The following is a 22,313-nucleotide window of genomic DNA, read 5'->3' as shown; positions in this document are numbered from 1 at the left end:
CGAATACGTCTCGAGGGCGCGTCGATTCCGGGCTGTGGCCCTCGCGGATCGGAGGGCTCGAGCCGAGTGAGCTCGCCGCGAACGTACTCGAGGACGGGTAGTGGCTCTCTAACAGGGACCACAGCCGCTTCGCTAGCGGGATCGCCCTTCCCCGCGAACTCGCTTAACAAAGTTAGAACTGTACCGAATATACTTTGCATCTGTTGAATATACCGAAGCTATTTTGGTTCCCGCAGTCGAGCAGTGACATATGGCATTTACGCTGTCCGACGAACACGAGGCCATTCGCGACGCCGTCCACGAGTTCGGTGAGAACGAGATCAAACCGGTCGCCGAGGAACACGATCGGGAAGGGAAGTACCCTGAGGACCTCCGTCGGAAGGCCGCCGAGTACGACTTCGTCGCGCCGAGCATCCCGCTCGAGTACGGCGGTGCCGGGATGGACAAGATAGCCAGTACCATCGTCACCGAGGAACTCTGGCGTGCGGATCCGGGGATCGGCTCCGCGATCGGCAGCGCCGGATTCGGCTCGAGCATGATCATGGAGTTCGGCGACGAATGGATGAAAGAGGAGTGGTTGCCCAAGATCGCCGACGGCGAGATCGCGTCGGTGTCGATGATCTCCGAGCCCGCACACGGCTCGAACGTCGCCGGGATAGAGACGGTCGCCGAGAAGGACGGCGACGAGTACGTCGCCAACGGCAACAAGATGTGGATCACCAACGGGACCGTCGCCGACATCGGCGTCCTCATGGCCAAGACGAGCCCCGGCGAGGGCCATAAGGGCATCACCGCCTTCCTCGTCGAGATGGACTGGGACGGCATCACGACCGACAAGATCGACAACAAACTCGGTATCCGCGCCTCCGACCTCGCGGAGGTCGTTATCGACGACGTCCGTATTCCCGAGGAGAACGTCATCGGCGAGGTCGACAAGGGATTCTACCAGCTGATGGAGTTCTTCGCCGCCGGTCGCGCCAACGTCGCTGCTCAGGCCGTCGGCGCCGCCCAGGGCGCCCTCGACGCCGCCATCGAGTACGCCAACCAGCGCGAACAGTTCGACCAGAAGATCAAGGAGTTCCAGGCCATCCAGCACAAGATCGCCGAGATGGCCACCAAGGTCGAGGCCGCCCGCTCGCTGACCTACCGCGCCGCGACCCAGGTCGAGCAGGAGAACCAGGACATCGCCGCGCAGTACTCGAGCATGGCGAAGCTGTTCGCGAGCGAGATCTCGGTCGAAGTCGCCGACGAGGGCATTCAGGTCCACGGCGGCTCGGGCTACGTCACGGACTACCCCGCCGAGCGCTACTACCGCGACGCCCGCATCACGAAGATCTACGAGGGCACCAGCGAGATCCAGAAGAACATCATCGCCGACCAGATCTTCTAGCTCCGCTTCGACTCTCATCCGTTTTGCTGGCAACAGCGGCTGGCCGCCCGTACCGTCACCGTCGCTGGCGGTCTCATCGCTCGAGCGTAGCGGCCAGAGGCCGTTCGCGTCCTCGAGCGGTCGTCCTCGTTCGGAAGCGATCGTTCGAACGGGAACGCTTTTGACAGCTTCCGCTGTGGATGCACGTATGCAAATCGCAGTCCTCGGAGCGGGCAGTATGGGGCACGGAATCGCGCAGGTCTCGGCGATGGCGGGCCACGACGTCTTGCTTCGGGATATCGAGGCGGACCTCGTCGAGGACGGCCTCGAGGGGGTCCGAACCAACCTCCAGGGCGGCGTCGATCGGGACAAACTCACCGAGTCGGAGATGGAGGAGACGCTCGAACGCATCGACGGGACGACCGATCTCAAGGAGGCCGTCGAAGACGCGGACCTCGTCGTCGAGGCGGTGCCCGAGGAGATGGACCTGAAGAAGGACGTCTTCTCGGACGTCGAGGCGGTGACCGACGAGGAGACCGTCATCGCCTCGAACACCTCCTCGCTCTCCGTGACGGAGATGGCCAGCGCGCTCGAGCGCCCCGAGCGTGCGGTGGGACTGCACTTCTTCAACCCGCCCCACATCATGGATCTCGTCGAGATCGTGATCGCCGAGCAGACCGACGAACGCACCGAGTCGTTCGCCGTCGACTACGTGCGGGGCATCGAGAAGGAGGACGTCGTCGTCCGCGACACGGCCGGCTTCGCGACCTCGCGGCTGGGCGTCGCGCTCGGTCTCGAGGCGATCCGGATGGTCGAACGGGGCGTCGCCAGCCCGGCCGACATCGACGAGGGGATGGAACTCGGCTACGGCCATCCGATGGGGCCGATCGAGCTGACGGATCACGTCGGCCTCGACGTCCGCCTGCACATCGCCGAACACCTCCGCGAGGAACTCGGGAGCGATTCAAGCCGCCCCAGTCCCTGCGCCGGAAGGTCCGGGCGGGCAAGCTCGGCAAGAAAACCGGCGAGGGCTATTACGTCTGGGAGGACGGCGAGCGCGTCGGCACGAGCGGCGACTGGGGGACGGACGAATGATCGGATTCGCCGCGCTCGACGCTACTCTCAAAGCGGTCTTCCCGGTTGGCGGGCACCTCGAGCGGTGACGACAGCCGCTATCGAACGTACGAACGCCCCGAGGTGTCGACTAGCGGGTCCGCACCGAACTAACGGGCCGCCGCGGTCGCGGCGGACGCGATTCGCGTGCTCGTCTTCACCGGCGGGTGGGCTCGCGCGCGTTCGTTACCGGCGTGGGCGTGATCGAGTTCCAAGACCGAGGCTGCCTCTCAGATGAACTCATCGCCGCCGCGGCGAAAGAGATCCCCTCGTCGACGGAGACGAACTCAATGGTTTCTACGAATTCGGGGGTTCGGCGACGGCAGCGACGAATCCGATCGTCTCGAGCCGCGAAGAGCGCTCTGAAGGAGCGTTCGCGGACGGTGTTCGAGCCCGAGCCGAACCGTTCGGCCGGTTGCGATCGAAGACGACAACGAGGGAATCGAGGCGTTCCTCGAGAGCCGCGAGCCGGAGTTCACCGGCGAGTAGTGAGACGACATAATATTCTACATAGGTTAGAAGACCTCGTTCCATCCAGTTCTATTATTCTTTTAACGCTGTGCCACCGATCTCGATCGAGAACGTTATACGTTCGCCGCTTAGGGGCCTGTATTCGGATATTATGGCAAGATTAAAATCTTACGTGACTGAGTCTGATTGCCAACAGGATTCGACGGTAAGGCCGTCTTATTCACCCATATTCCGCCGCTTCATTCGTTTTACGATGTTTCGACGTGCGAAAGCCGTATTAAAAAATGTCTTTGAGACATATATAGATGAATTCTGGTACTTCGGAAGATAAATGCGAGAGCGACGCCAGCCGCTCGCGGGACGGTCTTCGCGACGCGACTCTCGCGATCCGCCTCCCAACCGAAGTGACCATCGCTGAATTCAGGCAAATCGGTGCTTCCGACTGTTTATTTGCTGTATAATAATCCCAGAACGATTACTACGAACGGTCGATGGATCTGACCGGTCGGTCGTCACTCTCTCCGTTCCAGCGGTCGAGCGTACGGTCGCGTTCTCCAGCGCACGCGAACGAGTTCGCTGCCGTTTCCATCGACTGCGCGCGTCCGATCATCGCCAGTCGCTTTCGTTACACCGTCGACGCGTCCGACCCGCGAGTCGGAGTCGGCACGTTCACTCCGATGCTCGGTACGTCGGCCGAACTGATAACGCATAGCGCGAATGACACCCTATCGAGACGGTTGCATCACGAGGCATGAAACGAAGCATCACGAGCGGGTTTCTCTCGATCGTCAGTATCAAGTTCCTCCTCATCGGTCTCGATTTCTTCTCGGCACCGCTGTTGACTCGATTTCTGGGGTCGTCGGGATACGGTGACTACGCGAGTCTGATGGCGATCTTTTCGGTCTATATGATCTTCGTCAGTTCGGGTGTCGGCGACGGCGTGCGAAAGTACGTCGCGGAGGAACGCGACAGGGCCCACTGGGACGAACACGTCGTCGGATTCTATCTCCGGATGGCGATCCTACTCGCGGCGATCGGGTGTTTAGGACTCGCTCTCGCGGCGCAAATGGGGATCGTAACGTCCCGGCTCGGGACATCGTATCGGACGTACTTCTATCTCCTCTCGTTGCTCGTGTTCACCTCCCAGTTCCGCGAGTACACGCGGCGGACGCTCATGGGATTCGGTCTCGAGCGCTACTCCGAGCCGCTGCTCTTCCTCGATAAAATCCTGTTTATCACTGTCGGCGTCGGCCTCGCGTTCCTCGGCCACGGCGTCCCGGGTGTGCTGATCGGCCACATGACCGGCGCGGTAACGACCTCGATCGTCGGGCTCGCACTGATAAACCGCACGGTGTCGCTGCGAACCGCGCTCGCCCGGATTCCGCCTACAGACTTTCCGCGCCGCGAACTGTTCACCTTCAACGCGCTCAGCATCGTCTTGATCCTCTGTTTGACGTCGTTGTATAAAATCGACGTCATAATGCTCAGGATGTTTACGACGGCGCAGGAAACCGGTTACTACAACATTTCCCTCACGATCGCGGAGTTCCTCTGGATCGTCCCGCTGGCGTTACAGAACGTGCTCTTGCACTCGACCTCGAACATTTGGTCGAATCGCGACCACGAGCGGATCAACTCGCTTGCCTCTCGTGTCACACGATACACACTATTGTTTACCTTACTACTTATGGTCGGCATCGGCACGCTCGCCCCGGTTGCGCTACCGATCATATTTCGCGACGAATACATCGCGAGTTACGGTCCGATTCTCCTGTTGCTTCCCGGCTGCGTCGGGTTCGCGCTGGCGCGACCGATTCTCGCGATCGGACAGGGTAAAGGCGATCTGCACGTGCTGATCGCCTCGACCGGCGCAGCCGCAGTCGGCAACATCGCGCTCAACGCGCTGTTGATCCCCCGGTACGGGATGTACGGTGCGGCGACCGCGACGAGCATCAGCTACGGGACGATGTTCGTGTTTCACGTCTGGAGCGCCAAAAGAATCGGATTCGACCCGATCACCGGCGCGCGGATTCCGCGGGTCATTTTCGCGGGCGGAGTCGCTTCGATTCCGATCGGTCTGCTGGCACGATTTCTCGGGGATTCGATCCTCTCACTGGCCGTCGTCCCCCCTGTGGGGGCGGCGCTCTTCCTCGTGGCCGCGGTCGCCGTCGGTGCGCTCGACCTCGACGAGGTTATCACCCCCCTCGAGGCCGCACCGGACCCGATCGGTTCGTTCGGCTCTGCCCTCCGTGCTAAATTCGACGGTGTCGACGATGACCACGGAGCGGATGGCCACGAGTTGCCAGCCGATGACGCGTCACCCGTCGGAGAGAGACAGCAACCGGAAGACCGAAACGCGGCGGCAAAAAGCAACGCGGTCTCGAGTTCGGACGTTCGCGAGCGACTGGATACCATCGAAACCAGAATCGAGCGGCAGAGAGATCGCCTCGAGAGCCAACAGGAGACGATCGAGCAGTTGATCGACGAACTCCGACGAGGGCGGTGACGGGTCGTTCTCGGCCTCCCGCTCGGTGATCGAGCGTACGAACGCGGTCACCGAAAACGAGGTGCCCTCACCCGCTATCGGCCTCGCAGAACGCGAGTCGCCAGTTCGCGCTGTCCGCGAGCTGGGTTCCGGACAGCGTCCAGTCAAGCGGCGGTGTCCCGGCCGGTCTGACGACGTGCGTCGACGGCGAGGTGGCCCACTTCAGGGGCGCTCGCTGGTCGCTGTGAAAGCCCCGCGACCGCAACACCGACCGGGGGACCACCGACCCGGGAGCAGCGATGACGTCCGCATCGCCGGTTTTTCGAAGCACCGCGTCAAGAAGTGCAGCCAGTGTCGCCTGCCGGGACGGGGACGAACTCGTCCCCGCTGCGAGCGGGAGGACGTCGAGGATTCGGACGACCGTCGGACCGCTCGTTCGATCCCGTCGACCGTAGACGACCGCTGCGACGGGCGCTCCGTCCCGCGTCGCGACGATCGTGCGGTACGTCCAGAGCGGATTCGCGAACCGCCACTCGTAGAACGTTTCGTCGCGAGCGACGTGAAATTCCGGGATCGTCTCGGACGAAGCCAGCGTCGCGAGCAGCGAGGACGGCACGCGATCGTACCGCGAGAGTTCGACCGCAGTGGTCGAATCGGCAAACCGATCCCGGATCGAGACGTATCCGCTCGCCAGCGATCGAACGATCGGCTCGACCGGCTCGAGTTGGGGGAGCCACGCGGTCGGATTTTGGATTCGGTAGTACGTCTCTCGCTCGCTCGCGACCCGCCAGCCGAGTTTGAGATTCCCCGGAAGCGAGCGGTGGTTCGGGAAGTTGAAGAACAGGTCCGCGTCGTCGTATCTGTCGATCGCCCGCTCGGTCAGCCGCGTGAAGAGTCCCCGACGCTGGTGCTCGGGACGGACCATCGAATCACACGGCTGGAAGGCGCTGAACTCGTCGTCGCCCGCGGCGAGGCGGAGCGGGAAGAACGCCCGCGCGCCGACGAGTTCGTCGTCCCGCTGTGCAACCAGGATAGGAACGTGGTTGACGTACGGATTCCGTTCGTACTTCCAGGTGAACCAGTCGTTGCCCATTCGCCCGCCCAGTACGTCGGCGAACAGGTCGAGAAACGCGTCCCTATCGGCCGGTTCGTACTGTCGAATCTCGTACGGGTCCGAATTGGTCATCGATAGGCGTTAGCTGTTCTCGAATGTCGATCCCGGTCGACTCTCGTTTCGCACCCTGTCTGCGACCTCGGCCATGGTTTCGACGCGTAGGCCGTCCGTGCTTCGACGACGGTCGATGTATCCCGCAATCGATCGAAGCCGCTGGTAGTGCGCCGGCGTCCGGAGGTTGTGGGGGTGAAGCCACATGTGCAACACGCCGTCCGTTCGGGCAACGCGGTCGATCCCGGATTTCACTTGTTTGACTACCGGATCCTCACCGAACGCTGAAAACAGTTTTCTATACTTCGCTTCGAAGTTGAACAGATAGATCGATGCCGGCACGTTGACCAGGCCGTGGTCGTCGACGTACGGGTCGACGATCGGCGGCGCCGGTTTGCCGACCGCCGCGCTCGATATCTTCGTCACCTGTCGCATCAGCGTACTCTGCGAGTCGCGGAGCGGGTTCGTACCGCGATAACAGTCGAAACCGTTTGCCGCGAGCGTGTCCCGGTGTCGGATCCTGTTGACGGGGAAGACGAACGATGACAGGTCGTGGCCGCGGCGCGACGCGGCACGAACGCAGTTTTCGATCTCTCGAGTTGCGAACGCTTCGTCCATTCGATCGTGATCGAAGTGAACGTGTGTGAACCCGTGACCGGCGATTTCGTGGTCGGTATCGGCGGTCGCGATTTCGTCGACGAGTTCGGCTCCGAACCAGATATCGGTCGCGGGAAGGTCTTCGATCGATTTCTGGCAGCATCGCTCACCGGCGGGGTGGTTCCGGTGTCTGTCAGTACACGAGCCTAAGAATAGGTGCCCGGTAACCGCCCATGTCGCCGGAATTTCGAACGCGTCGAATAGCTCTCGGAGGCGACGCCAGTTCTGGCGCGTGTTGCGAAGAAACGTCTCCGAGACAGATTCGTCGTGGTGAAATCCCCAGCCTACTTCTGCATCGAGGGAGATGACGACCGATCCCATCTGATTACGTGCGCGATCCGTGCGCGATCGCTGATCGAAACCGAACTTGCGTCGTCTGATTGGAGTCGGATCGGATCCGTCGTGTAATTGATACGGAGTACTGGCAACTCATGTCGAGTGAGTCATCGAGACTCTCGCCCATATTTTCCCGGATATTAAATTCGGTTGTAGCAGTTACACAGATATTTAGCGTCTAAATTTGATTGCTGTAGAGAATATCAACCAGAAGTGATCGAACCGCGTACCGTTTGTCGAACTCATAAACGAGAATCGCGGCCACCGTTCAGCCCGTATCGCTCTCGTACGGTTCGGTGTCAGTGATCGACCGAACGACGGGTTGGCGACGCGATGATCACCGTTATCGGCGTCAGTTGCTCGTGGATCAAGTATTCGTGGCGACACCGTGGGCCAACACCGATTCGGTTTTGAAACAGTTACACTACCGCGGATATCGCCGCTGATTTCGGACGCTTCGGAACGAACCATTCGAGAGCGGGATTTTTCTCGAGGGATGATCACTTAAGCGCCGCCGGACAAGGGCCAACTATGTCACTGGAGCCGAGCGTCGACCCGGCTGCCGACGGACGTGCGAACTACGACTATCGAAGCGACGAGGTCGATCGGCCGGCGCTGGTCGACGACCTCGAGCGACTCGTCGACTGTGACGTTCGCGGCGACTCCTACTCGCGGGAGCTCTACGCGACCGACGCGAGCGCCTACGAGGTGACGCCGATGGCCGTCGCCGTCCCCGAGTCGACCGCCGACGTCGTCGGGATCGTCGAGTACTGCGCCGAACGGGAGATTCCAGTGCTCCCGCGGGGCGGCGGCACCAGCCTCGCCGGCCAGACGGTCAACCGCGCCGTCGTACTGGACTTCACGCGACACATGAACGACATCCTCGAGATCGATCCCGACGGGCGGATGGCGACGGTCCAGCCCGGGACGATCCTCGGGACGCTGAACGAGGCCCTCGCGCCCCACGACCTCAAGTTCGCGCCCGATCCCGCGTGGGGCGACAAGAGCGCCATCGGCGGCGCGATCGGCAACAACTCGACGGGCTCGCACTCGCTGAAGTACGGGAAAACCGACGCGTACCTCGAGGAGTGCGAGGCCGTTCTCGCCGACGGCACCGTAACGACCTTCGGCGAGGTCACCCTCGAGGAGCTCGCCGACCGCGCCGACCCCGAGGGAAACCTCGAGGAGCGCATTTACGCTGAAGTCGATCGGATCGTCGACGAGGAGGCCGATCTGATCGAGGAGACGTATCCCGATCTGAAGCGCAACGTCTCCGGATACAACCTCGATCGACTCGTCGCGGAGGCTCGCGGGAGCGAACTGCCAAGTGGCGAAGACGCGGGAGAGCCGGGTACGGTCAACCTCGCGCGGCTGCTGGCCGGCAGCGAGGGGACGTTGGCGATCGTCACCGAAGCGACCGTCTCGCTCGAGCCCGTCCCCGAGACGAAGGCCGTCACCCTGCTGTGCTATCCGGACCTCCACGAGGCGATGCGGGACGTCGAACCGATCCTCGCACACGATCCCGCCGCGGTCGAGGTGCTCGACGACGTCCTGATCGACCTCGCGCGCGACACCGCGGAGTTCGGGCCGGTCACCGAGATGCTCCCCGAGGGAACCAACGCCGTGTTGCTGGTCGAGTTCTACGCCGAGGACGCCGACCACGGCGAGGAGCAGGTCGCCGGCCTGCTGGCCGATCGCCTGCCGTCGGCGACGCCCGCGGGGGAACCGGCCGACGGCGCTCCGCGCTCCGACGCGGAGACGCTCGCCCTCGAGGCGCTCGAGGCCTACGAAAAAGCGGAACGCGCCCAGCTCTGGAAGCTCCGCAAGTCCGGGCTCCCGATCTTGCTCTCGCGGACGACCGACGAGAAGCACATCTCCTTCATCGAGGACACCGCGATTCCGCCCGAGAACTTGCCGACCTTCGTCGAGGCGTTCGAGGCGATTCTCGAAGCGCACGACACCTACGCCAGCTTCTACGCCCACGCGGGGCCGGGCGTGCTCCACGTGCGGCCGCTCGTGAACACGAAGACCGAGATCGGCCTCGAGCAGTTACACGGGATCGCCGACGACGTGACCGATCTCGTCGTCGAGCTGGGGGGATCGGTCTCGGGCGAACACGGCGACGGCCGCGCCCGCACCCAGTGGAACCACAAACTCTACGGGGACGAACTCTGGCGAACGTTTCAGGACCTCAAGACCGCCTTCGATCCTGACTGGCTCCTGAATCCAGGCCAGGTCGTCTTCCGCGACGACGATCCGACCGACCTGCGCGAGCACCTGCGGTTCGACCCCGACTACGAGTTCGAAGCCGGCTTCGAGCCCGCCCTCGAGTGGGAGAACGACAACGGCATGCAGGGAATGGTCGAGCTCTGCCACGGCTGCGGCGGCTGTCGGGGCGAACAGGAGACCACCGGCGGCGTGATGTGTCCGACCTACCGGGCGAGCCGCGAGGAGATCACTGCCACCCGTGGCCGGGCGAACGCGCTCCGACAGGCCATGAGTGGCGACCTCGATCCCGAGGAGGCCGTCTCCGACGAATTTGTTGAGGAGGTGATGGGCCTCTGTATCGGCTGCAAGGGCTGTGCCATCGACTGCCCGAGCGAGGTCGACATGGCGAAGCTCAAGGCCGAAGTCACCCACGAGTACCACCAGCGCAACGGCGCGACGCTGCGGGATCGGCTCTTCGCCAACGTCGCCACCCTCTCGAAGTGGGGTTCCCAACTCGCGCCGCTCTCGAACGCCCTTCCGAAACTGCCGGGCGCCCGGAAAGCCCTCGAGGCGACCGTCGGCATCGCGTCCGATCGCCCGCTGCCGACGTTCCGCGCGACGACGTTTCGGGACTGGTTCGACCGGCGCGGCGGCGCGCGAGTCAGCGAGCAGGCCGCCGACCGGAGCGTCGTCCTCTACCCCGACACGTACACCAATTACAGCCATCCCGAAGCGGGGAAAGCCGCCGTCCGCGTTCTCGAGGCCGCGAACGTCCACGTGACGGTCCCCGACGAACTGGGCGACACGGGCCGGCCGGCGTTCTCGAAGGGCTTCCTCGAGAAGGCCCGCGAAACGGCGCGCGAGAACGTCTCGAAGCTCGCGCCGCTCGTCGAAGAGGGACGAGACGTCGTCGTCATCGAACCCTCCGACGCGGTCATGTTCCAGCTGGATTACCTCGATCTGCTCTCCGACGAGCGCGCCGAACGGGTCGCGGCCGCGACCTACGGCGTCTGCGAGTATATCGATTCGTTCCGCCTGGACGAGACGATCGCGTTCGATTCCGACGGGGCCGCCGAGTCGCTGACCTACCACGGTCACTGCCACCAGAAGGCCGTCGCCAAGGACCACCACGCGGTCGGCGTCCTGCGCCGGGCGGGCTACGCCGTCGATCCGCTCGATTCCGGCTGCTGCGGGATGGCCGGCTCGTTCGGTTACGAGGCCGAACACGCCTCGATGAGCGACGGAATCGGTGAAATCCTCTACGAGCAGGTCGACGCGAGCGAGGGCGACCGCGTCGTCGCCCCCGGGGCGTCGTGTCGCACGCAACTCGAACACCGACCCGACACCGACGAGAACCCGCCGACGCCGATCGAACTCGTCGCCGAAGCGCTCGAGTAACGACGCGCCGGTTTTCCATTACCCTTCACCTCTTCCTCTACTCCCGTTCTCTCTATCCACTCTCGTTCTCTCTACTCCTATCCTCCGTACTCTCTACTTCTGACTACTTCTGACCTCCCGCATTCGTCTCTCATCATCCTCACTATCCTCATTCCTATCCTATAACTGATGATACTCCCACACCCCAGGTGTCGAGTGTAGATGCGCGAAAGCGAGTGCTAGAGACCGTATCTATCCAGAGTAAGAATAGGGGCCGGTGGCAAGATCTTCGTAGTAGCAAATATCGTATAATAGAATAGAAGGTTTTATGTATCCCTGCTCGAAACCAGACCCGTACTGGACTATTTCATGTTCGAACTACTGTTCGAACGGACGGACCGTTCGATCCCCCACTCCTCACCCATAGCTCTCGCCCGTTACTCCCTGATTTAGCAATCTACACTGCCTCCAGCATTTCTAACACCCCTCATCAGATCATGTTCCGGGCATTTTCGACGATCTACACTCGACACCTGGGGTGTGGGGCTACTCGAGTACGGTCCTCCGTTACACCGCAGTCGTCCTCGAAGCTTTTCGCGATTCCGTTCGATGTTCCTCTCATCCGCTGGCTGGAAAGGGGAGGTGACTTTCCCTGTTTCCCGTGTTCCGGTTTCACTCGACGCGAGGACAACCGCCATCCGACGCAGATCTTCGATAGAATCTCCGTCGCCGTTGATTTCCGACACCTACATCCGACACTCGGTGACTTCCAATCACTAGTCTATATGTGACCGTCCTCGATAGGTGGTGTGTATGGACGACGGCTCCGGTCACGAAAACGGATCTCTGGAGGATTTCTGGGCGACGGAGGACCCGATCTTTAGCCGCAAGGAACTTCTCGATATCGACCTCGTGCCGAACGAGGACCGGATCATCGGCCGAGACAGCGAAATTCAGAACGTCGCCTCGAGCATTCATCCCGCGGTGAAGGGCCAATCGCCGCGAAACACGCTCATCTACGGGAAAACGGGGACGGGAAAGTCGCTCGTCGCGAAACACGTCACCAGGAGCGCCCAGCAGTACTCGGTCGAAAACGGGACGGAGATGGGGCGAGCGTACATCGATTGCACCCAGACGAAGACCGAGACCCGCGTCGTGATCAATCTGGCACAGGAACTGAACGATCCCGAAGAGACCGGCATCAGTATCCCCGTCACCGGACTCTCGACCGACGTCTACTACGAACGCTTCTGGTCGATCCTGGACCAGCTCTACGACGTCGCGATCATTATCCTCGACGAGATCGACAAACTCCAGGACAACGAGATTCTCATGCAGCTGTCGCGAGCGGGGGAAGCCGGGAAGTTAGACGCCTGTAAGGTGGGGATCATCGCGATCAGTAACAAGATCTCCTTTAAGGAATCGCTCGACGAGCGGATTCTCAGCAGCCTCCAGGACCGGGAATTCGTCTTCCCGCCGTACGACGCGAACCAGCTCCGCGAAATCATGTACAACCGGGAGGACGCCTTCAGAGAGGGCGTCCTCTCCGACGACGTCATCCCGCTTTCCGCCGCCTTTGCCGCGCAGGAACACGGCGACGCGAGAAAGGCGCTGGACATCCTCCGAAACGCCGGCGAACTGGCGAAGGACGAAGACACCGACGAGGTGACCGAGATTCACGTCCGCAACGCTCGAGAGAAGGCCGATATCGACCGCTTCTCGCAACTCCTCGAGGGCCAGCCGACGCAGATCAAGGCGTCCGTCTACGCGCTGTCGATACTCGCGGACCGACACAGCGATCGAGAGGAGTTCGCGACCCGCGAAGTATACGAGATGTACAAGTCCATCACCTCGGATAGCGCCCTCGGGATCGAGACGCTCTCGCAGCGCCGGATGAGCGATAAACTCGACGAGCAGGTCTTCCTCGACATTCTCGGACGGACCGAACGAGTCGGCCGCGGATACAGTAGCGGCGTGACGAACTATTACTACCTGCTTGAGGATCCGTCCGTCGTTCAGGCCGTTATCCACAACGACGATCGCTTCTCCGAACTCGAGCAGCAATAGAGGTAGGTGTCCGATTGGAATTCACTCGACACCTGGGGTCTCGAGTCCGCCGTACACTCGACGTTCGACTCTCCGTGAACTCACCGCTCGACTCTCGAGGCCAGATTTCACTCGACACGTGGGGTGTGCGGCGAGTCGGTCCGCGCGGACCGCTGTCCGACGAACGTGTATCGATACCACATTTCACTCGACACCCGGGGTGGACGGATTCGAAAACCCCGTTTGTAGCGTCTCTGTTCCGGAATACAGAGTGATTACACTCGACACCTGGGGTTACTGATCCCACTCGACGCTTTGGTAGTGGATTCTCCGTACACTCGACTCCTCGGATCATGGGATTACATTTCATTCGACACCCGGGGTGACTACTCCCGACGATTTCACTCGACGCCTGGGGTAGTGAGTTTTACGCACCCCCGAGACTCGAGCCCTGAGTCCGACGGAGGCGCGATACCCAGAATCTCGAGACCGATTTCACTCGACGCCTGGGGTAGTGAGTTTTACGCACCCCCGAGACTCGAGCCCTGAGTCCGACGGAGGCGCGATACCCAGAATCTCGAGACCGATTTCACTCGACACCTGGGGTGTCAGATTCCTAAGTGTGTGATAGAAATCCGTTCCACCGCGAAATCGCCCTCGTTTCACTCGACACCTGGGGTGGTGGTACCGCACTGATTTCATTCGACACGTGGGGTCACAGTCTACGACCGGTTTCACTCGACACGTGGGGTCGCAGTCTGCGATCGATTTCATTCGACACCTGGGGTGGTCGTCTCGCACCGATTTCACTCGACACCCGGGGTAATAGTCCGCGACCGAGACTCGGCTACGAGTCAGGTCATTCGGCGACCGGTCCGGCCCGCGTGTTCGGCGGTCACGCTCGAACGACTGTTCGCCTCGCTATCGCATTTCATTCGACAGTCGGGGTGTCGAGTTCCGGAGTGGTAACGAGAACCGATTCGACGCGCTGAGCCGAGGGCCGGGGTCCGACACGAGTCGCCGCTCCACGATCGATGGCCGACCAATGCAAAGATACCTTTACATTTATGTAGGTCGAACCACAACTTTCGCGTATGCCTGAAAACCCGCTCAGGGCGTACGGAGCCCTCCTCCTCCTCGCTGGGCTGATCGCCAGCGGCCTCGTCATCGCGTCCGGATTCGTCGCGATCGATGTCGTTCTCGACACGATCACGGTCTGGGGCTACCTCGGGGCCGTCGGCGTGATGGTCGTCTGTGCGTTCGTCGGTTTGGCCGTCGATCTCAGAGGTATCCTCGGGGAGGAGTTCTTCGGTGCTGACCGACCGGAACCCGTCCCGGCCGACGGGTCGACGGGGTCGTTGCTCCCCCTGCAGTACAACGTGCTCCTGTTTCTCGTGCCGTCACTAGTTATCCCGGCGTTCGAAGTCGCTACTGGGACTGCGCCAGCTGATCCGTCGCTCGGGGACCTCCTCGTATCTCCGGTGATACTGCTCGTCCTCTTCAACGTCGGTTACTACGGGCGGACGCGCCGCGGTGCGGGCGGCGTCGTCGACGAGCGCGACGTCCGGAACCTCGATCTCGCGCTGGCCGTCGTCGGTGTCGTCCTCCTTGGGTCGATGGTGGGGCTCTACGGCTGGTACGCGGTGAGTGACGCCACCGTTCCGCGGGAGGTCGACGGTCTCGCCGCCGTCGGCGTCGTCACGGTCTTGTTCGTCCTCGGTGCGACCGAGATCCGTCAGCGTATTTGACGTTCGAGCCCGATATCCGACCGAGCGATGGACAACGAACTCCGGGAACGGCGCGAGGAACACGGCCTCACCCAGCAGGAACTGGCCGACGAAGTCGGCGTGAGTCGTCAGACGATTTACGCGATCGAACACTCGAAGTACGATCCGTCGCTGACGTTGGCGTTCAAGTTCGCCCGGTGTTTCGACTGTACCGTCGAGGAACTCTTCCATCCGAAGCTAGACGATTGACGGCACCTCGAATCACAAACCGTCTTCGTTCGGTCACCGCCCGACCAGATCCTCGTAGCGCGCGCCGGTCTGTTTCAGCGTCTCGGTCGAGTAGAGGCGTTCGTGCTCGACGGGGAGGTACTCCGCGGCCAGTTCGTCGATCTTCGCGTCGACGGCGTCCGAATCGCGACCGTGGATCATCGTGAACAGGTTGTACGGCCACTCCCGGTCGGGCCGACGGGGTCGGTGATAGCAGAGCGTGACGTACGGCAGTCCGCCCGCGCGTTCGCCCCACTCGTCGAGCCGGTCGTCCGGGACGTCCCAGACGACCATGCAGTTCGCGTCGAACCCCGTGACGACGTGGTTGATCACGCAGCCGATCCGCTTGATACAGCCCGTTTCGACGAGCCGTTCGACGCCCTCGAGCACGTCTCCGACGGCGTATCCGATCTCGGCGGCGATGTCGCGGTACGGCGTCGCCGACAGCGGGAACCCGTCCTGGATCGCGAGCAGCAGTTCGGCCTCGAGCGCGGAGAGGTCGCTCGTCGCTTCCTCGCTGATCCGCGTCGCGGAGGAGTCCAGTCGCTCCTCGAGCGATTTGCGGCCCACGGTATCACTGGTCGCCCGTTTCGCGGAACGCGGTTCCGCGCTCTCCCGCGCGAAACGATCGCCGTTGACGACGGGAAACTCGAGGTCGATGTAGTAGTCGGTCAGCATCGGCAGGTTGAGCACGGGACAGCCCGTGCGCGCCTCGATTTCTTCGAGGATCTCGTCGCGTCGGGCCCGCGAACCGGCGGTGACGACGAACCACATGTTCCACTCGTGATCGCGGGCGTAGTTGTGGTTGACCTGCCGGTACTCGTTGACGACGCTCGCGATCTCGTCGAACCGATCCGCGGGTGCCTGCACGGCGGCGAGGGTCGACGACCCGATCACCGGCGGGTTGAGAACGGCGCCGAACCGCCGGACGATCCCCGACTCGTGGAGGCGCGTCACGCGCTCGAGCGCCTCGCCCTCGCCGATACCCAGCGCAGCGCCGATCGATCGGAAGGGCCGCTCCTCGACGGGGACGCCGCTCTGGTAGCCGTCGATGATCGCCGCGTCGACGTCGTCGATCCCCTCGCGCCAGTCCCCCGAGAGGGTGCTCATTGCCGTCCCTAGGGAGAACGGCACCGTATTGCTTTCGGGTCCGAACGACGAGCGAGCGCTCCGGTCGCGGCCGTTCGTCCTCTTCCGGGCGACTGTTTCTACTTCGTGAGTATTGAAACGATTATGATGGTGGTAGACGTTAGCATTAAGCATGTCGATGGCAGAACCAGCGGAGATCGAGGATACCGACCGAACGAGTATTTACGAGTACGTGGAGGCCCACGGCGCGGTCGACCGGGATCGGGTCCGTTCGGAACTGTTCCCGGACGATCCGCCCGGCGACCCGCAGTATACGCGCGCGTTCAGACACAACGTGGCGATCCTCAAGCGCGACGGCTACCTCGAGGAGGACGACGGCACGTTGCGCATCGCCATCGACGTCGAGGAGGAACGGGAGGAGTTCACGACCGACGACGTCGACGTCACGATCAGGGCGGCCAGACAGGAGGATCTCTCGGGGATCGTCGGCGCGATGCGACAGGTCGTCGAGGAGATGACCTACATCGAGGCCGAGACGGTCGCGGACGAACTCGACCACGAGAACGTCCTCCTGCGGCGCAACGAGTACGAGTCCCGACTGTTCTTCGTCGCCACCGTCGACAACGAGGTCGTCGGCTGGGCTCACCTCCACCTGCCGAACCTCGAGAAGCTGTCCCACACCGCCGAACTCACGGTCGGCGTCCTGGAGGAGTACCGCGGGCTGGGCGTCGGGAGCCAGTTGCTCGACCGCGCCCTCGAGTGGGCGCGGTCGCAGGGCCACGAGAAGGTCTACCAGAGCGTCCCCTCGAGCAACGAGGCCGCGATCGAGTTCTTCGAGGATCGGGGATGGATCGTCGAGGCCGTCCGCGAGGACCACTACAAACTCGAGGACGAGTACATCGACGAGGTGATGATGGCGATCGAACTGTAACACAACGAACTTTTTCCACCTCGGGTTCGCCACAGGCGAACCGCTCGGTGCAAAAACTTCGATGAAAAAAGGCCGACGGCTCAGCCTTCGGCTTCGCTGTCGGAGAACCGCTCGCTTCGCTCGCGGATGCTCGCAGCGTTCCATTCGCATCTGTACCGACTGGCTACCGTCACCGGAAACGGGACCCTTTTGCGGCGGCCGTCCGAACGGACGCACATGGCGCAGGCATCCCATGAGTTCGGTGAGTGGCCGCTGAAACGGCTGATGACCGAGGTCGTCGGCTCCGGTCCCAAGTCCGCCGACGACATGAGCCGCGAGCAAGCCCGCGAGGCGTTCCAGCGGATTCTGGCCGGCGAACCCGACGCGACGACGCTGGGCGCGTTCTGGCTGGCCAACCGCTGGAAGCGCAACAACCCCGAAGAACTGGCGGGCTACACCGACGTCATGCGCGAGGAGTCGGTCGTCACCGCCGAACCCGAGGCCGATCCCGTCGACTGCGGCGCGAACTACGACGGCAAACACAGTTCGGCCGTCCTCGGCGTCGGCGCCGGCCTCGTGGCCGCCGCCGCGGGCACGCCGGTCGTCGTTCACTCCGGGGATCGCGTCCCCACTCAGAAAGCAACGGCGTATAAACACGTCCTCGACGAACTCGGGATCCGCACCGACCTCGCGCCCGAAGAAAGCGCCGACATGGTCGACGAGACCGGCTTCGGCTTCTACTACCAGCCCGCGTTCAACCCCGGCGTCCACGACCTCTACGACCGCCGCGACCAGATGGGCGTGCGGACGTTCGTCAACACGATCGAGACCGTCGGCAACCCCGCGAACGCCGACGTCCACCTCGGCTCGTTCTACCACCTCGCCTTCGCGAAGAAGCTGACCGATCTCATCCGGGAGAGCGACCATCTCGACTACTCGCGGGTCATCTTCTTCCAGGGAATGGAGGGGTACGACGACATCCGCCCCGGCTACACGAAAGTTGCCGAATGGAATGGCGGCGAGGAACTCGAGGACTACGAGATCGAGACCGCCGAGTACGGCATGGAGATGGAAAACGAGGACCTCGAGGTCGACGACGTCACCGCCGACTCCGCGACGATCACCGAAGAGGTGCTCACCGGCGAGCGCGACGATCACTTCGCCGACGCCATCGCCCTCAACGGCGCGTTCCGGATGTACGCCCGCGAGGACGTCGACAGCCTCGAGGCGGGACTCGAGCGGGCCCGCGACGTGATCGCCGACGGCAGCGCCGAGGCGGTGCTCGAGGACCTGCGGGCGTTCTGAGACGCGCCGGTCTCTGTCTCTTTTCCCTAGCGAGTGCGGGTGTCACGGCGTCGACCGCCAGAGACGCGTTCGTCCGCGAACGAAGCGCCGATTTCCTCGCGTCTCGCTTTCGAGCAGCGACGTCACCGATCGTTCGGAGCCCACTCCCAGCGGTTACCACTGTTTTATCATCGGCACATTCTCCCGAACATCGGGTCTCTAACTTGCTGAAATAATGAACGAATTTATGTCCCCTGCGTTCGATTCCGAGAGTATGCGACTCGAAGACAACACCGTCGTTATCACGGGCGCGGGCGCGGGGATCGGTCGGGAGACGGCACTGCGGTGTGCCGACGAGGGCGCGCGGGTCGTCGTCACCGACGTCGACGTGGCGGACGGCGAGGAGACCGTCGAACTGATCGAAGACGCCGGCGGCGAGGCCGAGTTCGCCGAACTCGACGTCACCGACAGCGATCGGTTCCACGACGTCGTCGACGCCGTCGCCGAGGACTACGGACTCGACGTGATGATCAACAACGCCGGCACCGGCCATCCCGGCGGTCCGCTGGAGGACCTCGACGACGAGGTCCGGGACTTCGTGGTCGACATCAACATCAACGGGGTCTGGAACGGCTGCTCCGCGGCCTTGCCTCACATGAAAGAACAGGGCCACGGCGCGATCGTCAACGTCGGCTCGCTGGCGAGCATCCTCGGGCTCCCCCATCAGGCGGCCTACTCGACGACCAAAGCGGCCGTGTTGAACCTGACCCGAACCGTCGCGGCGGAAGCCGGCCCCTACGGCGTCCGCGCCAACGCCGTCTGCCCCGGCTTCACGGAGACCCAACTGCTCGACGACTATCTGGACCAGCAGGGCGATCCCGAACAGGCCCGCGAGGCGATGGTCGAGGAGTACCCGCTCAAGCGACTCGGCGAACCCGAGGAGATCGCCGACGCGATCCTGTTCCTCGCCAGCGACGAGGCCTCGTTCGTCACCGGCCACGGACTGGTCGTCGACGGCGGCTATTCGGCCTGAGAGCCGCTTTCGGATCACCGATCGGTACCGAACCGAAACGGCTTTTTCCGCCACCTTCGTTTCGTTCCAGTAACACGTCCGTTCGTCGGACGCGGTCCCCATGACACTCGCTCCAGCACTCGTCGACGTCGGACAGGCGCTCGAGGAAGCCACCGGCGTCGGTCGATACCTCCTCGTGTTCGTCCTCGCGATGATTCCGGCGATCGAACCGTTCGTCGTCATCCCGGTCGCGATCGGGCTCGGCTTCGATCCGGCCGCCACCGGCGTCGCCGCCTTCGCCGGCAGCGTCACCGCGGTCGGTTCCATCGCGGTCGCCCACGAGCGCCTCGCCGCCTGGTGGGCCCGACGGCGGGGCGGCGACGACCTCGACTCGAGCGATCGGTACGGTCGCGCACGGCGGCTCTGGAAGCGCTACGGGATCGTCGGGCTCTCGTTCGCCGGTCCGATACTCGCCGGTATCCACCTCACGGCGCTGCTGGCGATGGTCGTCGGGGAGAACACGCGACTGACCGTCGGCTGGCTCGCGATCGCCCTCGCGGTCTGGACGGTCGTCCTCGTCGGCGGGTCGACCGCCGGAATCTCGCTGCTCGGGCTCCGCTGAACGGTCATTTCGCGGACTCCGCTACCCGATCACTCCTCGCGGATCAGCGCGACGCTCGCGAGCTGATCGCCCGCGGTCACGGTCGCCTCTCGGGTGAGCGCGTAGAGAATCCCGTCGCGGTCCGCGACCGCCTCGTGGAGCGGTTCGTACGTCCGCGGATCGTAGACGGTTCCGAGCGGCGTCCCTTCGGTAATATCCTGTCCGACTTCGAGCCCCGGTTCCGGGCGGAAGAGGCCGGAGCCGTCGGCGGTGACCTGTCCGAGGTGGTTGCGCGCGATCGTCTGGTTTCGCTCCGGAACGTCGCCGGGGAGCAACCCCATATACCGGCAGACGTCGAGCAGGCCCTCGACGCCCTCCTCGACGGCGTCCTCGAGGATCTGCTTGTTGTGGGCGAGTTCGGGCGTGATCGAGGGGATCCCCTCCTCGGCGGCGGCGACCCGGAGCTTCCCCGCGAAGCCCCGCCGGTGCCACTCCTCGTTGGCGTCCTCGTCGGCCTCTTCGGAGAGCAGCAGGTCGGTGCCGAAGGCTTCGGCGAGCGCGCGCGACCGTTCGTCGCCCTCGCGGTAGACGACGTGGGGGTACATGTCCGGGCTCCCCGTGTGGAGGTCGACGATGGCGTCGGCGCGGCTCACCTCCGTCCAGAGCCGCGCGGCCATCTGTTGGTGGAGGCTCCCGCCCTCGTCGCCCGGCCAGATCCGGTTCATGTTCGGGTTGACGCTGTCGAACTCTTCTGGCGTGATGTAGGAGACCAGATCGAAGGTCAGCGGGTTCGCGACGGGAACGGCGACGATCGTTCCCGACAGCTCCTCGAGGGGCAGTCGCTCGTGGAACCGCCGGAGCGTCTCGGTGCCGTTGATCTCGCGGCCGTGCTGGGCGGCCTGGACGTACAGCGTCGGTCCGCCCTCGGCGCCGCGGTACGTGTGAATCGTCGTCGTCAGTTCGACGCCGGAGGGCAGCCTCGCGAGCGTCACCTCCTCGACCGTGTGGGTTCCGGTGTTCATGGTCCGCCGTTCCACGTCCGGCGGTATGTAGCTGCGGCCGCCTTTCGCCGACGTCGCTCGAGGCTCTCATTTCGACCGAACCCGAAACCGAGAAAAGAATATAACGTGTGTAGAAGAACGCTCTTCTATGTCTGGTCGCGTCTCTGCACCCCGGTCGCCGGCTCACTGGATTACGTTTGCCGGCGGGGTGTTCCTTTTGATAACGGCCGTTGTCTTCCTCTCGACGAGAGAGCCAGTTTCCGCGATCGAGATGGGGGTTTCGGGGACGGCTATCAATCTCGGGGTGACGGTGCCGCTCGTTTTCTTGTGGCGGACCCTGTTTGAAGCGTCCGGGCGGTAAGCACGCGTAGTGCTCGTTCGCACGGCTCGCGGAACCGGCGGTTCCGCGCTAACGCTCACGTCGTTCGCTCGTCCACTGTCGGAACGTCCGCTGCTGACTTCCCGATGTGATCAAAGTGGCCGACCGCTCGAGGACCGCTCGTCGCACACCGGCGGTACAGCGGAACGAACGGACGCGAGGAGCGGACGAGACCACTACCGTTTTCCGTAGCCCTGCCGTCTCGCCGGACATGGGAGACGTTACTGCCACCCTGCACACGAACCGCGGCGATATCGAAGTCGAACTCTACGACGAGCGCGCGCCGCGGACCGTCGACAACTTCGTCGGTCTCGCGACCGGCGGCAAGACCTGGGAAGACCCCGAGACGGGCGAGGAGGTCGAGGGCGAGCCCCTCTACGACGACGTCGCCTTCCACCGCGTCATCGAGGACTTCATGATTCAGGGCGGCGACCCGACCGAGACCGGTCGCGGCGGCCCCGGCTACCAGTTCGACGACGAGTTCCACGAGGAACTGCGCCACGACGACGAGGGCATCCTCTCGATGGCGAACTCCGGGCCGAACACCAACGGCTCGCAGTTCTTCATCACGCTCGACGCCCAGCCCCACCTCGACGACCGCCACTCGGTCTTCGGCAAGGTCATCGACGGCATGGACGTCGTCCACGAGATCGGATCCGTCGACACCGACGCCAACGACCAGCCGCAGGAAGACGTCGTCCTCGAGTCGGTCTCCGTCGACTACGAGTAACTACCGGATTTCGGGGCCGTCACTGACGACGACGACCATTCGGGCGCCGTCGCCGGCCCCTCGAACGACGGGCGAGCTGAGAACCG

The 22,313-nt window shown here is 63.3% G+C and carries 15 protein-coding genes and 1 pseudogene; 12 read left to right on the top strand and 4 right to left on the bottom strand.

The window, feature by feature from the left end; all coding sequences use genetic code 11:
* Window positions 1-250: 250 nt before the first annotated feature.
* The 3 genes and pseudogenes from HTZ84_RS14720 to HTZ84_RS14710 all read left to right on the top strand — a co-directional run bounded on the left by HTZ84_RS14720 (window position 251) and on the right by HTZ84_RS14710 (window position 5,459).
* Window positions 251-1,390 carry an acyl-CoA dehydrogenase family protein gene (locus tag HTZ84_RS14720; RefSeq protein ID WP_174681379.1) on the top strand — a complete coding sequence of 380 codons (1,140 nt, stop codon included), beginning with the start codon at window positions 251-253 and terminating at the stop codon, window positions 1,388-1,390.
* Between the two features lie 187 nt (window positions 1,391-1,577).
* A pseudogene (locus HTZ84_RS14715) lies at window positions 1,578-2,464 on the top strand (3-hydroxyacyl-CoA dehydrogenase family protein).
* A 1,240-nt stretch (window positions 2,465-3,704) separates the two neighbouring features.
* Window positions 3,705-5,459, top strand: a complete 1,755-nt coding sequence (locus HTZ84_RS14710; protein ID WP_174681378.1) for a lipopolysaccharide biosynthesis protein — start codon at window positions 3,705-3,707, stop codon at window positions 5,457-5,459.
* Window positions 5,460-5,526: 67 nt separating this feature from the next.
* On the opposite strand, the gene HTZ84_RS14705 is transcribed toward HTZ84_RS14710, so the two are convergent.
* Both HTZ84_RS14705 and HTZ84_RS14700 read right to left on the bottom strand, forming a co-directional pair.
* Window positions 5,527-6,624, bottom strand: coding sequence for a GNAT family N-acetyltransferase (locus HTZ84_RS14705; RefSeq protein WP_174681377.1), 1,098 nt, complete (start codon window positions 6,622-6,624; stop codon window positions 5,527-5,529).
* A 9-nt stretch (window positions 6,625-6,633) separates the two neighbouring features.
* The gene (locus tag HTZ84_RS14700) at window positions 6,634-7,581 is read right to left on the bottom strand and encodes a polysaccharide deacetylase family protein (RefSeq protein ID WP_174681376.1); all 948 of its coding nucleotides are present in this window, start codon (window positions 7,579-7,581) and stop codon (window positions 6,634-6,636) included.
* Between the two features lie 546 nt (window positions 7,582-8,127).
* Here HTZ84_RS14700 and HTZ84_RS14695 point away from each other — a divergent pair.
* The 4 genes from HTZ84_RS14695 to HTZ84_RS14675 all read left to right on the top strand — a co-directional run bounded on the left by HTZ84_RS14695 (window position 8,128) and on the right by HTZ84_RS14675 (window position 15,203).
* Window positions 8,128-11,202, top strand: a complete 3,075-nt coding sequence (locus tag HTZ84_RS14695) for an FAD-binding and (Fe-S)-binding domain-containing protein (RefSeq protein WP_174681375.1) — start codon at window positions 8,128-8,130, stop codon at window positions 11,200-11,202.
* A gap of 792 nt (window positions 11,203-11,994) precedes the next feature.
* Window positions 11,995-13,248: a Cdc6/Cdc18 family protein gene (locus HTZ84_RS14690; RefSeq protein WP_126662572.1), complete on the top strand. Its 1,254-nt coding sequence runs from the start codon at window positions 11,995-11,997 to the stop codon at window positions 13,246-13,248.
* Between the two features lie 1,073 nt (window positions 13,249-14,321).
* Window positions 14,322-14,975, top strand: a complete 654-nt coding sequence (locus tag HTZ84_RS22670; RefSeq protein WP_217468230.1) for a hypothetical protein — start codon at window positions 14,322-14,324, stop codon at window positions 14,973-14,975.
* A 27-nt stretch (window positions 14,976-15,002) separates the two neighbouring features.
* Window positions 15,003-15,203 (top strand): helix-turn-helix transcriptional regulator, encoded by a 201-nt coding sequence (locus HTZ84_RS14675; protein ID WP_174681374.1) that lies wholly within the window; start codon window positions 15,003-15,005, stop codon window positions 15,201-15,203.
* 33 nt (window positions 15,204-15,236) lie between these two features.
* On the opposite strand, the gene ahbB is transcribed toward HTZ84_RS14675, so the two are convergent.
* Window positions 15,237-16,331, bottom strand: coding sequence for a siroheme decarboxylase subunit beta (gene ahbB / locus HTZ84_RS14670; protein ID WP_174681373.1), 1,095 nt, complete (start codon window positions 16,329-16,331; stop codon window positions 15,237-15,239).
* 151 nt (window positions 16,332-16,482) lie between these two features.
* On the opposite strand from ahbB, the gene HTZ84_RS14665 reads away from it, so the two are divergent.
* From HTZ84_RS14665 to HTZ84_RS14650, 4 genes are all read left to right on the top strand, one after another.
* The gene (locus HTZ84_RS14665) at window positions 16,483-17,241 is read left to right on the top strand and encodes a GNAT family N-acetyltransferase (protein WP_174681372.1); all 759 of its coding nucleotides are present in this window, start codon (window positions 16,483-16,485) and stop codon (window positions 17,239-17,241) included.
* Between the two features lie 216 nt (window positions 17,242-17,457).
* Window positions 17,458-18,525: an anthranilate phosphoribosyltransferase gene (locus tag HTZ84_RS14660; RefSeq protein ID WP_174681371.1), complete on the top strand. Its 1,068-nt coding sequence runs from the start codon at window positions 17,458-17,460 to the stop codon at window positions 18,523-18,525.
* Between the two features lie 253 nt (window positions 18,526-18,778).
* Complete coding sequence (locus tag HTZ84_RS14655; RefSeq protein WP_174681370.1) at window positions 18,779-19,537, top strand: SDR family NAD(P)-dependent oxidoreductase; 759 nt, start codon at window positions 18,779-18,781, stop codon at window positions 19,535-19,537.
* A 100-nt stretch (window positions 19,538-19,637) separates the two neighbouring features.
* Complete coding sequence (locus HTZ84_RS14650; protein ID WP_174681369.1) at window positions 19,638-20,138, top strand: small multi-drug export protein; 501 nt, start codon at window positions 19,638-19,640, stop codon at window positions 20,136-20,138.
* A 29-nt stretch (window positions 20,139-20,167) separates the two neighbouring features.
* Here the strand turns inward: HTZ84_RS14650 and HTZ84_RS14645 are convergent, their stop codons facing one another.
* Window positions 20,168-21,139: a succinylglutamate desuccinylase/aspartoacylase family protein gene (locus HTZ84_RS14645; protein ID WP_174681368.1), complete on the bottom strand. Its 972-nt coding sequence runs from the start codon at window positions 21,137-21,139 to the stop codon at window positions 20,168-20,170.
* A 569-nt stretch (window positions 21,140-21,708) separates the two neighbouring features.
* Here HTZ84_RS14645 and HTZ84_RS14640 point away from each other — a divergent pair.
* A complete protein-coding gene (locus HTZ84_RS14640; protein WP_174681367.1) occupies window positions 21,709-22,227 on the top strand; it encodes a peptidylprolyl isomerase in 519 nt (172 codons plus the stop codon).
* The last annotated feature ends 86 nt before the right edge of the window (window positions 22,228-22,313 follow it).

Origin of the sequence: Haloterrigena gelatinilytica, assembly GCF_013342145.1 — an archaeon.
Classification (GTDB): domain Archaea; phylum Halobacteriota; class Halobacteria; order Halobacteriales; family Natrialbaceae; genus Haloterrigena; species Haloterrigena gelatinilytica.
Note: the sequence above shows the minus strand (reverse complement) of the source record. Positions and strands in the feature narration are given on the sequence as shown.